Annotated in this window: 13 protein-coding genes; 12 read left to right on the top strand and 1 reads right to left on the bottom strand. The window is 49.9% G+C overall.

The window, feature by feature from the left end; all coding sequences use genetic code 11:
• Window positions 1–62: 62 nt before the first annotated feature.
• The 10 genes from mraY (at window position 63) to ftsZ (ending at window position 11,417) form a co-directional block, all read left to right on the top strand.
• Window positions 63–1,148 carry a phospho-N-acetylmuramoyl-pentapeptide-transferase gene (gene mraY, locus BMY60_RS07950; RefSeq protein WP_090332727.1) on the top strand — a complete coding sequence of 362 codons (1,086 nt, stop codon included), beginning with the start codon at window positions 63–65 and terminating at the stop codon, window positions 1,146–1,148.
• Window positions 1,145–2,557, top strand: coding sequence for a UDP-N-acetylmuramoyl-L-alanine--D-glutamate ligase (gene murD / locus BMY60_RS07945; protein WP_090332726.1), 1,413 nt, complete (start codon window positions 1,145–1,147; stop codon window positions 2,555–2,557). Before mraY ends, murD begins: the two co-directional genes overlap by 4 nt.
• Window positions 2,558–2,559: 2 nt before the next feature.
• Window positions 2,560–3,774 (top strand): putative lipid II flippase FtsW, encoded by a 1,215-nt coding sequence (gene ftsW / locus BMY60_RS07940; RefSeq protein ID WP_090332725.1) that lies wholly within the window; start codon window positions 2,560–2,562, stop codon window positions 3,772–3,774.
• Window positions 3,756–4,838 (top strand): undecaprenyldiphospho-muramoylpentapeptide beta-N-acetylglucosaminyltransferase, encoded by a 1,083-nt coding sequence (gene murG, locus BMY60_RS07935; RefSeq protein WP_090332724.1) that lies wholly within the window; start codon window positions 3,756–3,758, stop codon window positions 4,836–4,838. Before ftsW ends, murG begins: the two co-directional genes overlap by 19 nt.
• Window positions 4,835–6,253: a UDP-N-acetylmuramate--L-alanine ligase gene (gene murC, locus BMY60_RS07930; protein WP_090332723.1), complete on the top strand. Its 1,419-nt coding sequence runs from the start codon at window positions 4,835–4,837 to the stop codon at window positions 6,251–6,253. Before murG ends, murC begins: the two co-directional genes overlap by 4 nt.
• A gap of 52 nt (window positions 6,254–6,305) precedes the next feature.
• Entirely contained in the window at window positions 6,306–7,271 is a 966-nt protein-coding gene (gene murB, locus BMY60_RS07925) for a UDP-N-acetylmuramate dehydrogenase (RefSeq protein ID WP_090332749.1), read from the top strand.
• A complete protein-coding gene (locus BMY60_RS07920; protein ID WP_090332722.1) occupies window positions 7,271–8,188 on the top strand; it encodes a D-alanine--D-alanine ligase in 918 nt (305 codons plus the stop codon). The genes murB and BMY60_RS07920 overlap by 1 nt, the downstream gene beginning before the upstream one ends.
• Window positions 8,178–8,945, top strand: coding sequence for a cell division protein FtsQ/DivIB (locus BMY60_RS07915; RefSeq protein ID WP_090332721.1), 768 nt, complete (start codon window positions 8,178–8,180; stop codon window positions 8,943–8,945). The genes BMY60_RS07920 and BMY60_RS07915 overlap by 11 nt, the downstream gene beginning before the upstream one ends.
• A 20-nt stretch (window positions 8,946–8,965) precedes the next feature.
• Entirely contained in the window at window positions 8,966–10,204 is a 1,239-nt protein-coding gene (gene ftsA / locus BMY60_RS07910) for a cell division protein FtsA (RefSeq protein WP_090332720.1), read from the top strand.
• A 64-nt stretch (window positions 10,205–10,268) separates the two neighbouring features.
• Window positions 10,269–11,417: a cell division protein FtsZ gene (gene ftsZ, locus BMY60_RS07905; protein WP_090332718.1), complete on the top strand. Its 1,149-nt coding sequence runs from the start codon at window positions 10,269–10,271 to the stop codon at window positions 11,415–11,417.
• A 440-nt stretch (window positions 11,418–11,857) separates the two neighbouring features.
• On the opposite strand, the gene BMY60_RS16265 is transcribed toward ftsZ, so the two are convergent.
• Window positions 11,858–12,019, bottom strand: coding sequence for a hypothetical protein (locus BMY60_RS16265; RefSeq protein ID WP_371264197.1), 162 nt, complete (start codon window positions 12,017–12,019; stop codon window positions 11,858–11,860).
• A gap of 140 nt (window positions 12,020–12,159) precedes the next feature.
• Between BMY60_RS16265 and BMY60_RS16260 the strand changes: the two genes are divergently transcribed.
• The gene (locus tag BMY60_RS16260) at window positions 12,160–12,282 is read left to right on the top strand and encodes a hypothetical protein (protein ID WP_256250759.1); all 123 of its coding nucleotides are present in this window, start codon (window positions 12,160–12,162) and stop codon (window positions 12,280–12,282) included.
• Between the two features lie 465 nt (window positions 12,283–12,747).
• Window positions 12,748–14,112, top strand: a complete 1,365-nt coding sequence (locus BMY60_RS07895) for a (Fe-S)-binding protein (RefSeq protein ID WP_090332717.1) — start codon at window positions 12,748–12,750, stop codon at window positions 14,110–14,112.
• Window positions 14,113–14,136 lie beyond the last annotated feature (24 nt).

Here is a 14,136-nt window from a genome sequence, read left to right as displayed (position 1 = left end):
AGAAAAAGATACGGATTAATAATGATTATGCGGGCCGAAATGGTGCGACTGGAGAAATCGCAATGCTGCTAGAGTTTTCGCAATGGCTGGCCCAGGATATTCGTGCATTTAATGTTTTTAGTTACATTACCTTGCGTACTATGCTGGCGGCGCTGACAGCGCTTGCCATTTCGTTTTTGATCGGGCCGGTCATGATCCGCAAGCTCACTGCCTATAAAATCGGTCAATCGGTACGTGATGACGGGCCGCAAACGCATTTGATCAAAGCGGGGACGCCGACGATGGGCGGTGCCTTGATCCTGGTTTCAATTGTTTTGACTACTTTGTTATGGGCTGATTTAAGCAATCGTTATATCTGGGTGGTGCTTTTGACCACGCTGGGTTTTGGCATCATCGGCTGGATAGATGATTATCGCAAGGTTGTCTACCGGAATCCAAAGGGTCTGTCTGCCGGTAAAAAATTTTTTTGGCAGTCGGTAATCGCACTCGTTGTGGCGTTATATCTGGCGCTGACAGCTGAACTGCCCGCGCAGACTAATATGATAGTCCCGTTCTTCAAGGAAATTTCGATTCCGCTGGGCGTGACGGGCTTTGTTGTGCTGACTTATCTGGTTATTGTCGGCACCAGTAATGCGGTAAATCTGACAGACGGACTGGATGGTCTGGCAATTATGCCGACGGTCATGATTGGCGGTGCGCTGGCAATTTTTGCGTATGTAGCTGGTCATGTTGTTTTTGCAAACTATCTGGGTATTCCTTATATCCCGAATGCTGGCGAATTATCGGTTTTTTGCGGCGCATTAGCGGGCGCCGGACTGGCTTTCCTTTGGTTTAACACATATCCGGCAGAAGTTTTTATGGGTGATGTGGGCGCTCTTTCACTGGGTGCCGCGCTTGGCGTGATTACCGTGATTGTTCGCCAGGAAATCGTATTGGTTATTATGGGTGGCGTGTTTGTAATGGAGGCACTTTCGGTCATGTTGCAGGTGACCTCATTTAAATTGACAGGAAGGCGTGTGTTTCGAATGGCACCGTTGCATCACCACTTTGAATTACAAGGATGGAAGGAAAATCAGGTTGTCGTGAGGTTCTGGATTATTACCATTATTCTGGTGCTGGTGGGTTTGTCGACATTGAAACTGCGATGAATTTGAAAGGAAAACATGTGTTAGTGCTGGGTATGGGTGAAACAGGATTATCGATTGCGAAATGGCTGGCACGCCAAAGCGCCAGTGTACGCGTGGCCGACAGTCGCGCTAGCCCGCCTAATACAGCAGCCCTGGAAAGCCTGCGGCCGAAAGTCGAAATTTGTAAAGGTGCGTTCGACGACAGGATTTTCGACGATATTGAACTGATTGCCATGAGCCCCGGTGTGCCGATGGCGGAGCCGCATATTCAACAGGCAATTGCACGTGGTGTACCGGTTGTGGGCGATATGACATTATTTCAATGGGCGCTGGCGCTTGGGACTGCAGATTACAGAATCATTGCGATTACAGGCACAAATGGAAAAACAACGGTAACGGCGATGGTGGGCGCCATGCTGAAAAAGGCGGGATTTGATGTGGAAGTGGCGGGGAATATCGGACCCGCGGTGCTCGGCACATTGATGCGGCGGCTTGACAGTGGCGATCTTCCCCAAGTATGGGTACTCGAAATTTCCAGTTTTCAGCTGGAACTGACAGCGTTTCTCAATGCGGATGCAGCGACTGTGCTGAATCTGAGCGAAGATCATCTGGATCGATATTCGTGCATGCAGGACTATGTCATGGCAAAGGCCGGAATCTTTAAGCATGAAACCCATGGTGCGGGCGTACAGGTGCTTAATCGGGACGATGTGGGGTCAATGGCAATGGCGGCGGTGGAGAAAGCGCAGCTGACTTTTGGATTAAACAAACCGGAAACACCGATGGATTTCGGTCTCGTGCACAGCCATGACGATGTCTGGCTGGCCGAAGGTGATATGCTGCTTATGAAAACTTCCGATCTGGGCGTGAACGGTATGCATAATGCTGCCAATGCTTTGGCTGCGCTGGCATTATGCCGCGCACTGCAAGTGCCCGCTGATGCTTTGGTATCCGCGTTGCGGGAGTTCAAGGGGTTGCCGCATCGGATGGAGAAAGTGACGGTACTTGGCGACGTGACGTTTATTGATGATTCAAAAAGCACCAATGTCGGCGCAACGGTGGCTGCACTCAATGGTTTGCAACCGAGGGTGGTTTTAATAGCGGGCGGCGACGGCAAGGGTCAGGATTTTTCACCACTGCAGGATGCCGTTGCCAGGCATGTGCGCGCAGTCGTTTTGATAGGCCGTGATGCAGATAAGATAGCCAAGGCCATAGATGGCGGCGGAGTTCCGGTTCTGTTTGCCACAACCATGCAGGAGGCCGTACAGAAAAGTTTTTTACTGGCGCAGAGGCATGATGTGGTTTTGTTGTCACCGGCATGCGCAAGTTATGACATGTTCAGAAATTATATGCACCGCGCGCGAGTGTTTGTTGCTGCGGTCAGGGCCCTTGAGGCAAAGATGTGCGGCTCGGCAGAGAAGAGGCGCTAACGATGACCTACCGGGCAAGCCATGCGCAGTCTTACGGGATACCTGAGTTTGACCAGGCATTGATCTGGTCTGTTCTGTTTTTGCTGAGTATCGGGTTAATAATGGTTTATTCTGCGTCTGCGGCGATTGCCGAAGCGCAGTTTGGTGCGGATCAATCCGGGCATTATTTAGTACGTCATGTGATTTATTTGACGCTTGGCATATTGCTCGGTGTTGCGGCTTTTCAAATACCTGTTTATATCTGGCAAAAGTATGCCATTTTTATGTTGCTCGCTGGCGTGTTGCTGCTGGTGCTGGTGCTGGTGCCCGGCATCGGACGTGAAGTCAACGGCAGCCAGCGATGGATTTCCCTGTACCTGGTGAATTTGCAGCCTTCTGAAGTCATGAAGCTGTTTATGGTTATTTATGCGGCCGATTATGTTGTGCGCAAGGCGGCCGATATGAACCGTTTTTATAAGGGCTTTTTGCCGTTGCTGACAACGGTTGTCATCGTTGGATTTTTGCTGTTGCGGCAGCCTGACTTTGGTGCTGCCGTTGTAATTGCAGCGTTAACAATCGGTATCTTGTTTCTGGGTGGCATCAGTATAAAAATATTTGCCGGGCTTTTGGGTTTGGCAGCAGCAGGCATGCTGATATTGATTTATGTGGCCAGCTACCGCCTGGAACGCATTATCGGATTTATGGATCCCTGGGCAGACCCACTCGGTAAAGGCTATCAGCTCAGTCATGCATTGATCGCTTTTGGCAGGGGTGAATGGTTCGGCGTAGGGCTGGGCGGCAGTGTGGAGAAATTATTCTACCTGCCAGAAGCGCACACCGATTTTTTGCTGGCTGTGCTGGCTGAAGAACTTGGCTTTTCCGGTGTGGCGGTTGTGATTGTGCTGTTTGCGGTTTTAGTAACCCGCGCTTTTGCGATCGGGCGCCAGGCCGCCAGACTGGAATGTCATTTTGCCGCACTTGTAGCCCAGGGTATCGGTTTGTGGATTGGCATGCAGGCCATTATTAACATGGGCGTTAATATGGGTGTTTTGCCGACCAAAGGGCTGACGCTGCCGTTGATGAGTTTTGGCGGCAGCAGCATTACAGCTGTGTGTTTTGCGCTGGCTATATTAATGCGGATTGACTGGGAAAACCGGCAACGGTTGCGCGGCGCAACGATGGGGCCGGACAGCCCGCAGCACAAAATCAAAGGTGAAAGATGGTACAGACAATTTTGATTATGGCCGGAGGAACCGGGGGACATGTTTTTCCTGGACTGGCCGTTGCAGACCATCTTAAATCGGCCGGCTGGCGGGTGGTTTGGCTGGGTACTAAAACAGGCATGGAGAATAGGTGGGTAGTACAACATGACTGTGAAATTGAAACAATTGATTTTTCAGGCCTGCGGGGAAAGAATGTGATGACATGGATGATTCTGCCAATCCGATTGCTCCGTGCACTGATGCAAAGTTTGAGAATATTGCGCAGGGTGCGGCCCGATGTGGTGCTGGGTATGGGCGGTTATCCTGCATTTCCGGGTGGTATGATGGCTTCGCTGCTAAACAGGCCGCTTATTGTTCATGAGCAAAATTCTGTGCCGGGTCTGACCAATAGGGTGCTGGCAAAACTGGCTGACAGGGTGTTGTTGGGTTTTCCTGAAGCAATCAAAGCAGACAAGGCTAAGGTAACCGTTGTCGGAAATCCGGTGCGCGCGGAAATTGCCCGGTTGGAAGCGCCCGAGAAGCGTTTTGCCGGGCGCAGCGGCGCGCTCAGGCTGTTGGTGGTTGGCGGCAGTCGCGGTGCGCAGGTTTTGAACGCGGTTGTGCCGCAGGCGTTGAAGCTGATGCCTGAAAATCACCGGCCGGCGGTTGTTCATCAAGCCGGTGAAAACAACCTGGGTAGTTTGCGCGCCAATTACGCAGATCTCGATGTGGCGGCGCAAATTATGGAGTTTATTGATGATATGGCCGCGCACTATGCTGGCTGCGATCTGGTGTTGTGCCGGGCGGGTGCATTGACGGTGGCTGAGTTAGCTGCGGCGGGTGTGGCGAGCATACTGGTGCCTTACCCGTATGCAGTGGATGATCATCAAACAAGTAACGCACGTTTCTTGAGTGAACATCAAGCGGCGGTTTTACTGCCGCAGACCGACCTAAGCCCGGATAATCTGATGGCAATACTGCGTGATTTGACACGCGAAAAGCTGCTGGCGATGGCTGTCGCCGCACGTAAACGGGCTATGCCGGATGCAACCCGGCAAGTTGCACAGATTTGTATTCAGGCAGGCGGAGTATCGTCATGAAACATAAAGTTAAACATATCCATTTCGTCGGTATCTGCGGTTCCGGCATGAGCGGTATCGCAGAAGTGCTGTTAAATCTGAAATATCAGATCAGCGGCTCCGACTTGTCCGATAACTGGGTGGCGCAGCGGCTCAAGAGTCTTGGCGTCACGGTTTATACCGGGCACGCGGCGCAGCAGATTGCCGGTGCCGATGTGGTGGTGACTTCCACTGCAGTCAAGGCGGATAACCCGGAAGTGATTGCCGCGCATGAAAAAAATATTCCGGTCGTGCCGCGTGCATTGATGCTGGCAGAATTGTTGCGATTGCGGCGGGGTATAGCGATAGCAGGGACACATGGTAAAACGACGACGACCAGTCTGGTTGCCAGTATTCTGGCTGAAGCGGATATGGATCCAACATTTGTAATTGGCGGCAGACTGAAAGCCGCCGGTTGCCATGCAAAGCTTGGCAGTGGTGAATTTATCGTGGTCGAGGCAGACGAATCGGATGCGTCATTTTTGTATTTGCAACCGGTTCTTGCTGTTGTGACCAACATAGATGCAGACCATATGGAAACGTACGGGCATGATTTTAACCACCTGAAACAGACTTTTGTTGAATTTATGCATCATCTGCCTTTTTACGGTATGGCGGTGTTGTGTATCGATGATGCCAATGTGCGTGCGCTCATGCCCGACATTACCAAGCCCATAACTACCTATGGACTTGCTGAGGATGCGCAAGTCCGGGCTCTTGATATAGAGCATCGTTACGGCCAAATGCACTTTACCGCCTTGATTGGCGTGAACGGTTCAGCGCGTAAATTGCCGGTTAAATTGAATTTGCCGGGCCTGCACAATATACAAAATGCACTGGCAGCGATTGCTGTTGCGAATGAAATCGGCGTGCCCGATGCGGCAATGGTCAAGGCGTTATCTGTGTTTAAAGGTGTTGAACGACGTTTTCAGCATTACGGTGAGATTCGATTATCCAGGCGGCAAAGTTTTGCGCTTGTTGATGACTACGGTCATCACCCGGCCGAACTGGCTGCGACTATCGATGCAGCGCGCGGCGCCTTTCCCGGCCGGCGCCTTGTTCTGGCGTTTCAACCGCACCGCTATACACGCACACGCAATCTGTTTGAGGATTTCGTCAAGGTGCTCTCTCAGGCAGATGTATTGTTACTCGCAGAAGTTTTTCCGGCTGGCGAAGAACCGATAGTCGCAGCAGATAGTAAATCGCTGGCAAGATCGGTGCGTATCCAGGGGAAAGTTGAACCGATTTACGCCACAACAGTGGAAGAGTTGACTGCAGCCATTATGGGTGTGATTGAAGATGGTGATCTGGTGCTGGTAATGGGGGCCGGGTCAATATCCAAGGTGGCGCCTGGAATTGTAAAAAAGCAACAGAAATTGATGATTATTAATGAATGATCAAGTTGTAAACTGTCTGAAGGAAGCGTAGCTGATGCGCGCAATATTTCAAATGAACAGACAAAAAGCTTGCCACATAACGGATGTTAGAGAAACGAGTTTATATGGCGTACAAGGCGAAATTCGGGTCAATGAACCGATGAGCCGACATACTTCCTGGCGTGTGGGTGGTTTAGCCCGCCGTTATTATGTGCCAGCCGGTCTGGAAGATTTGAGTGCATTCTTGCAAAAGCTGCCGATCGACGAACCGGCATATTTGGTCGGACTGGGCAGTAATCTGCTGGTAAGAGACGGCGGTCTGCCGGGAACCGTAATTGCGGTCCATGCCCGGCTAGACAATTTGCAGTTGCTGGACAGTAATAAATCCGGCGGTTTGGTCTATGCCGGTGCAGGTGTGGCCTGCGCCAAGGTAGCGCGATTTTCGGCCAGGCATCGGCTTGCCGGTGCAGAATTTCTGGCAGGTATTCCCGGCACAATCGGCGGTGCATTGGCAATGAATGCGGGGTGCTATGGTTCGGAAGCCTGGGAACTGGTTGAACGGGTTCGAATAATTAGCCGCAGCGGGGAGATTTCTGAATGCTCGCCCGATAATTACACAATTGGTTACCGCAGCGTCCAATCCAAAACAAAATCCGGTAATCAATTCGAATGGTTTGCGGGCGGTTACTTACGATTGAAGCCGGGCGATGAGGCTGAGTCTCGTGAAAAGATCAAACGCCTGTTAACGTTGCGCGTGAACAGCCAGCCACTGAATAAGCCGAATGCGGGTTCGGTATTCAGAAATCCGCCCGGCGATCATGCCGCGCGCTTAATTGAGGCGTGTGGGTTAAAAGGCGCACAAATTGGTGGCGCGATGGTTTCAGTCAGACATGCAAATTTTATCCTCAATATGGGGCATGCAACAGCTGCCGATATCGAAGCATTGATCATGATGGTGAAAGCGCGTGTCGAGCAGGAAAAAGGTGTGGTATTGACTCAGGAAGTCCGGGTTATCGGTGAGGCGGGGAGAAGCGTATAGTGGTTGAACAGGATTTTGGCAAAGTGGCGGTATTATTCGGAGGGTGCTCCGCTGAGCGGGATATTTCGCTGCAGAGTGGACAGGCTGTACTTGAGGCGTTGCGGCAACGCGGCGTCGATGCGCATCCTTTCGATCCGGGAAAAAAATCGCTGGCTGCATTAGCGGATGCACAGTTTGACAGGGTATATATCGCATTGCATGGACGCTACGGCGAAGATGGCACGGTTCAGGGCGCTCTGGAATTAATGCGCATACCCTATACCGGCAGCGGAGTGATGGCCAGCGCGTTGGCGATGGATAAATGGCGTACAAAATTGTTATGGCGGGCGGCGGGTGTGGATTCTCCACGCAGTACTTTGTTAACTGCGCACAGCGACTTTGAAAAAATTGCGCAAATGCTGGGGTTGCCATTGATTATAAAACCGGTGCGCGAAGGCTCCACCATCGGCTTGAGTAAAGTTGACCGGGCGGAGGATATTGCAAAAGCTTACCGCGTGGCAGCAGAACATGACGCGCTGGTGCTTGCAGAAGAATATATCGCGGGCACCGAGTTGACGGCGGCAATACTTGGCGATACGCCGCTGCCCTTGGTAAGGATAGAGGTTACCGGGGAGCTGTATGATTATGAAGCCAAGTATCTTTCCGACAAAACCCGCTATTTTTGTCCCTGCGGACTGCCGGATGATCAAACCGGCCTGATACAGGCTCAGGCTTTGCAGGCATATCAGACGCTTGGATGCGAAGGATGGGGACGGGTTGACCTTATTTTAAGCCAGGATGGCCGGTTTTGTTTTCTGGAAGCAAATACTTCACCTGGGATGACAAGTCACAGCCTGGTGCCGATGGCGGCAAAGGCTGCGGGTATTGATTTTGAAGAACTGGTTCTCAAGATATTGAGTTTGTCGCATGTGGGATAACTGCCGTTTGTTAAATTTTGTGTCCGGTGCGCTGTTTTTGATGGCGGCAACGGTGCTTATTTATACCCTTGTGCAGCACTATGGTTTGCCGCGTTTTTTACCCTTGAAGACCGTGAATGTTCAGGGAATGCATGCTGATCATGACGAACTTAAGCATATTACCCGCGAACAGATTGAAACAATTGTGCGGCGTCATGTTCAAGGCAATTTCTTGTCAGTCAATTTGATTGCGGTACGAGATGCGTTTACCCGTTTGCCCTGGGTGCGGGATGCCAAGGTCGAACGGGACTGGCCGTTAGCATTGAACATCAGACTGGAAGAGCACCAGGTGTTGGCCCACTGGGGCAGCCATGCGCTGGTCAATTCCCACGGAGAGGTTTTTCGTGTCGTGCTAGATGAAAAGATGCCAGTATTCACAGCGCCAATGGAGGCGAATTCAAAGGAAATCACGCGGCGTTACCGGCAGTTCAGTAAAGCGCTTGCGCCATTGCAGCAGTCGATCTCAGAGATCAATTTATCTTCCCGGCATGCCTGGCGCATACATTTGAATACGGGAACGGTTCTTGAGTTGGGCAGGCATGAAATAGAAAAGAGGTTGCAGCGATATGTTTCAGTTTACCACCACAGCATCGCACATTTGAATCAGGATAAGCCGCTTGCTTATGTGGATTTGCGTTATACCAATGGATTTGCAGTGTATATGCCGGAAGCGGAAAAGCCATTGAAAAATAAGCAAATTTCAGAGAAAGAAACGTGAGATCAGGGAGATGTGACTAGATGGGTAAAGCTAGGGAAAGTAGAAAATTAATTGCCGGGCTCGATATTGGCACCTCAAAAATTGTGGCAATTGTTGCAGAGTTATTGCCGGAAGGTGGCTTTGAAATTATCGGTTTGGGCAGCCATCCATCCCGCGGTTTGAAAAAAGGCGTTGTCGCCAATATTGAGACAACTGTCAATGCCATTCAACGTGCGCTGGAGGAAGTCGAGTTGATGGCGGATTGTAAAATCAATGAAGTTTTTACCGGAATTGCAGGCAGTCATATCAAAGGGATCAACTCCGATGGCATGGTGCCAATCAAGGATAAGGAAGTCACGGAAGCGGATGTTGAGCGCGTGATGGAGGCGGCCAAGGCCGTGAATATACCGGCTGATCAACAGATTCTGCATATCCTGAATCAGGAATTTATTATCGATGGCCAGGAAGATGTGCGTGAGCCGGTGGGCATGAGTGGCATTCGGCTGGAAGTTAAAGTACATATCGTTACAGGGGCGGTTTCAGCGGCTCAGAATATTGTCAAATGCGTTCACCGCTGCGGATTGGAGGTGCGCGATCTGATTCTGCAGCCGCTGGCCTCAGCCATGGCCGTACTAACTGAAGATGAAAAAGATCTGGGTGTCTGTCTGGTCGATATCGGCGGTGGAACGACCGATATCGCCGTATTTACCAACGGTGCAATCCGTCATACAGCAGTGATTCCGATCGCCGGAGATCAGATTACCAATGATATTGCTATGGCGCTGCGTACACCGACTAAAAATGCCGAAGATTTGAAATGCCGCTACGGCTATGCGTTGAGAAGCCTGGCTGATACGCGTGAAATGATCGAGGTGCCGGATGTCGGCAACAGAGGGTCGCGGCAGCTTTCCGTGCAGACCCTGGCCGAGGTGATAGAACCACGGGCCGAAGAACTTTATACCATGGTGCAGGCGGAGTTGCGGCGCAGTGGTTTCGAAGAATTGTTGTCATCCGGTATTGTGATTACGGGCGGCAGTGCTTCTTTGCACGGGATGGTTGAACTGGGCGAAGAAATCTTTCATATGCCTGTGCGACTGGGTGTGCCCAATTACAAGGGAAGCTTACAGGACGTGGTGCATACGCCGAGGTATTCAACCGGCGTGGGACTCATTATGACAGGTATAGAACATATGAAGCTGCAGCAACACATGCGGTTGCAGGGCAGCTCAGCAAAACAGATTTTTTCTAGAATGAAAAATTGGTTTCAAAGGAATTTTTAATTCAATATTTTGTATGTAAAAGCTTTTTTTGGTTTTTGTCGTGCTGATCTAAAGGAGGGGTGTTATGTTTGAAATTATGAATAATGAAACGCAGGAAGCGGTAATTAAAGTAATAGGTGTTGGCGGTTGTGGATGTAACGCCGTCGATCATATGATTCAGAATGAAATGAAAGGCGTGGAATTCATCAGCATGAATACCGACGCACAGGCTTTGAAAAACACTAAAGCAGATATTATTTTGCAGTTAGGGTCCGGTATCACCCGGGGCCTGGGTGCAGGCGCCAACCCCGAGATCGGGCGCGAGGCGGCGGTGGAGGACCGCGATCGCATCGCCGAATTGATTCAGGGTTCCGACATGCTTTTTGTGACTGCCGGTATGGGCGGCGGTACAGGTACCGGCGCCGCACCGGTTGTTGCTCATGTTGCCAAGGAAATGGGCATTTTAACAGTTGCCGTGGTCAGCAAGCCTTTTGCCTTTGAGGGCAAACGCCTGAAAGCGGCGCAATTGGGTATGGAAGAGCTGTCGCAACATGTCGATTCGTTAATCGTAATACCCAATGACAAACTGATGGCGGTTCTGGGTAACGATATCAGCATGCTGGATGCATTCAAAGCAGCTAACGATGTGCTGCATGGAGCCGTTGCGGGTATCGCGGAGGTTATTAACTGTCCTGGTCTGGTAAACGTCGATTTTGCTGACGTGAAAACAGTGATGTCTGAAATGGGCATGGCCATGATGGGTTCAGCGATTTCAACGGGTGTTGACCGTGCACGTATCGCAGCCGAGCAAGCGGTGGCAAGTCCGTTGCTTGAGGATATATCGCTCGCAGGTGCCCGTGGTGTGCTGGTTAACATTACCGCAAATTCATCATTGAAAATGCGCGAGGTGCATGAGGTAATGGGAACCATAAAAGAGCTGACTGCTGAAGATGCGACAATTATTATCGGTACCGTCATTGATGAAAGCATGAGTGAAGATCTGCGTGTAACAATGGTCGCTACCGGCCTTGGCAATGTCCATAATCAGGGCAAAAAACCACTGTCAGTCGTTCATTCGCGCACTGGAACCGATGATCGCGAAGGCTTTATGTCTCCAGATGATCCTGCTGTAATACGGACAGGCAGAAGAAACGATGCGACTGTGGCCGCGATGCGTCAGTCAGGTGTTGACCCGATGGATATACCGGCGTTTTTGAGAAGGCAGGCAGACTAACCCTGCATTGCTCACTGCGTAAGGTGTGCAATTTGCTTTCCAGCATGATGGCGGCGTCTTGTGAGGTAAACAGACGCCGCCGGTTGTGCTGGAAAGCCTGCCAAATCAGTTGATGATTGTTTGAGTAGCTTGTGCGTCGCCGGGAAAAATCCGGTTTGACGGTTTCTATCCGAGGGACGCGTTAAAATCATGGCGCATACGCTCAATTATCGGAGCGTACATTAGATTCATTCAATCCTCGGTTGACCGCTACAACTATGGCCAATCTTATGAAATAAAACTAATATTTCTTTATACGCTACTCACCAAAAGGGTGGGCCACGCTATGATGCTTATAGCACACTGTTCTTCCTTTTTCGCTGCGTTGCAATTCGTTGCAATAACGCGTTATTACGCCTCATTGCGTCTTGTCAAAAAGGAAGAACAGTGTACTCTAAACATCATCCAACTGATTCTAGGTTCAATGGGTGCGGCCAGAAGTGTTTCATGGTTAGAAAAGTGAAGGAAGCCGGCCACGTTATTATTGCCAGTCCCACCGGTCCTTCTGCTGTGCTCAGTATGCGTAAGGCGCCGACTGGCAATAAATCACCAAAGCCTACCATTGTATAGACTACCGATGAATAGTAGGTGTAGTCAAGAAAATTACCGCCGTCCAGGTTTGTGATATGCCCTAAACCCTAAACCCTAAACCCTAAACCCTAAACCCTAAACCCTAAACCCTAAACCCTAAACCCAGCAGCTGTTGCATGATCATGTGCCCCAGGGCAAGCAGGATTATTTCAATGACATGCACTGCCGGCAGGCCGGGCATGACAATGAGTATGCCTATTCGTTTGTGCGCATGAGCGCTGGCGGCGTGCCTTAATAGCCGCAAGGCTTCATAGCATTGTCACGCAGCAGATGACGATGGCGCTTGAAATTAATAAAGCACTCAAATGATCGGTATATTCATTCATGTCGATAACGTTGGGAAAAACTTATGGCTGTTACGAATGTCCGGATATGTATTGCGATTGAAAAAGTCGTTTAGGATTATTCCAGAAGTATTATAGGGATGTCGTCATGTATTATGTGCAATTCTGTTTGTTCAAAGCGCTTGAACATAGCTATGGCTATGCTCTGCACGCTTTTCACAAACATTCATCAAAAATCTGCACGCGCATAAATGCACATAACACATGACGATACCCTCTAAGCGGATACGGCTAGTATTTAATTGCAAAAATAATGTGTATTATTTTTCAGATCAACCAATTGTTTTGTAATGAAATATTATTTAAAAAGTGTATGTCGAATTAATGCAATTAAACACTAAAATGAGGGTTGTTAAATGACGGGTGAAGATCCTTTCTCTTTGGGATATTCAAAAAAGGATCTTGTTGAACAGACCAATCGCTGTGTGTCATGCGGATTGTGTTTACCGCATTGTCCGACCTATCGTTTATTGAAATCCGAGGCGGATTCACCGCGTGGACGTATTGCGATTATCAATGGTGCTGTTAATGACCGGATTCCGGTGAATGGCAAATTCAAACTGCATCTCGACCGGTGTCTGACTTGCCGGGCGTGTGAAGCTGTTTGTCCGAACCATGTGGCCTATGGCCGGATTATTGATGAAGCGCGCAAGATGATCCGGGTGTCGGATACCTGTCACAGCGAAGAGTATTCTGCAAAACACAGTCTGAAACAGCTAATGCGTTTGCTAAATACATTGGTTATTCATCCGGTATGGTTTGACCGTTTGCGATGGTTGCTTTATTTATCTCAAAAAAGTGGCGTGTTGTCTGCAATACGCCGGTTGTGGCAGCACAGTTTCAAACACCGGCCCGGTATGCAAAATATATTGGCGCAATTGCCACCGGTGGTTTTTCCTTATACAGGGAACCAGAAAAAAAATACGCTCACACATGCCTGGCGGGATTTTTATCCTGCTGCCGGAGAGTATAAGGGTACGGTGGCATTATTCCTGGGGTGTATAGCGCGGTTAACGGATACAAGGACACTGAATGCCTGTATTTTTGTGTTGAACCGGCTCGGTTACAGTGTGCGGGTGCCATCAACACAAACCTGTTGTGGCGCGCTGCATCAGCATGCCGGTGATACTGAAAAAGCGGCGCAGTTGAGGGATAAAAACATGCAGGTATTTAGCGCGCTGCATGATGTGATTGCGGTCATCAGTGCAGCATCGGGTTGTGGTGCGCAGTTATGTGAGTATGTAGACCGTTGCGCAACAAATTTACGGGCAGGTGCCGAAAATGCAGAATTTCCCAAGACGCTCGATATCAGCAAGTTTCTGGCAACTGCGCCAGGATGGGATCAACTCGTCATTGCGCCTTTGGAAAGAAAAGTGGCCGTGCAGGATCCGTGCAGCCTGCGCCATGTATTGCGGGACCATGACTATCCATATCAAATCATACAAAAAATTCCGGGTGCACAGATGGTTGTTTTGGCGGATAATGATCAATGTTGCGGTGCGGCGGGTACTTATTTTATCAGGCAGCCTGAGTTGGCAGACAGTTTGCTGGATAACAAAATACGCATAATTATGCAAAGCGGTGCTGACGTGCTGGTTACTTCGAATGTGGGTTGCGCAATGCATATTGCCGCACGATTACGTAAGATTGGTTCCGGAATTGAAGTAATTCACCCTGTTACGTTATTGGCACGTCAACTGCAACAAATGGATGAAAAATAATCATTACCGCGCATCGCGATTGTT

It is taken from the genome of Nitrosomonas sp. Nm51 (assembly GCF_900111165.1).
GTDB lineage: Bacteria > Pseudomonadota > Gammaproteobacteria > Burkholderiales > Nitrosomonadaceae > Nitrosomonas.
This window is presented reverse-complemented; position numbering and strand designations above follow the sequence as displayed.

What these genes read in the sequence shown, in the direction of transcription:
- BMY60_RS07895 (WP_090332717.1), top strand. Translation starts at nt 12,748, where the DNA reads ATGACGGGTGAAGATCCTTTCTCTTTGGGATATTCAAAAAAGGATCTT.
- murC (WP_090332723.1), top strand. Translation starts at nt 4,835, where the DNA reads ATGAAACATAAAGTTAAACATATCCATTTCGTCGGTATCTGCGGTTCC.
- BMY60_RS07915 (WP_090332721.1), top strand. Translation starts at nt 8,178, where the DNA reads ATGTGGGATAACTGCCGTTTGTTAAATTTTGTGTCCGGTGCGCTGTTT.
- ftsZ (WP_090332718.1), top strand. Translation starts at nt 10,269, where the DNA reads ATGTTTGAAATTATGAATAATGAAACGCAGGAAGCGGTAATTAAAGTA.
- murG (WP_090332724.1), top strand. Translation starts at nt 3,756, where the DNA reads ATGGTACAGACAATTTTGATTATGGCCGGAGGAACCGGGGGACATGTT.
- murD (WP_090332726.1), top strand. Translation starts at nt 1,145, where the DNA reads ATGAATTTGAAAGGAAAACATGTGTTAGTGCTGGGTATGGGTGAAACA.
- mraY (WP_090332727.1), top strand. Translation starts at nt 63, where the DNA reads ATGCTGCTAGAGTTTTCGCAATGGCTGGCCCAGGATATTCGTGCATTT.
- BMY60_RS16265 (WP_371264197.1), bottom strand. Translation starts at nt 12,019, where the DNA reads ATGGTAGGCTTTGGTGATTTATTGCCAGTCGGCGCCTTACGCATACTG.
- ftsA (WP_090332720.1), top strand. Translation starts at nt 8,966, where the DNA reads ATGGGTAAAGCTAGGGAAAGTAGAAAATTAATTGCCGGGCTCGATATT.
- murB (WP_090332749.1), top strand. Translation starts at nt 6,306, where the DNA reads ATGAACAGACAAAAAGCTTGCCACATAACGGATGTTAGAGAAACGAGT.
- ftsW (WP_090332725.1), top strand. Translation starts at nt 2,560, where the DNA reads ATGACCTACCGGGCAAGCCATGCGCAGTCTTACGGGATACCTGAGTTT.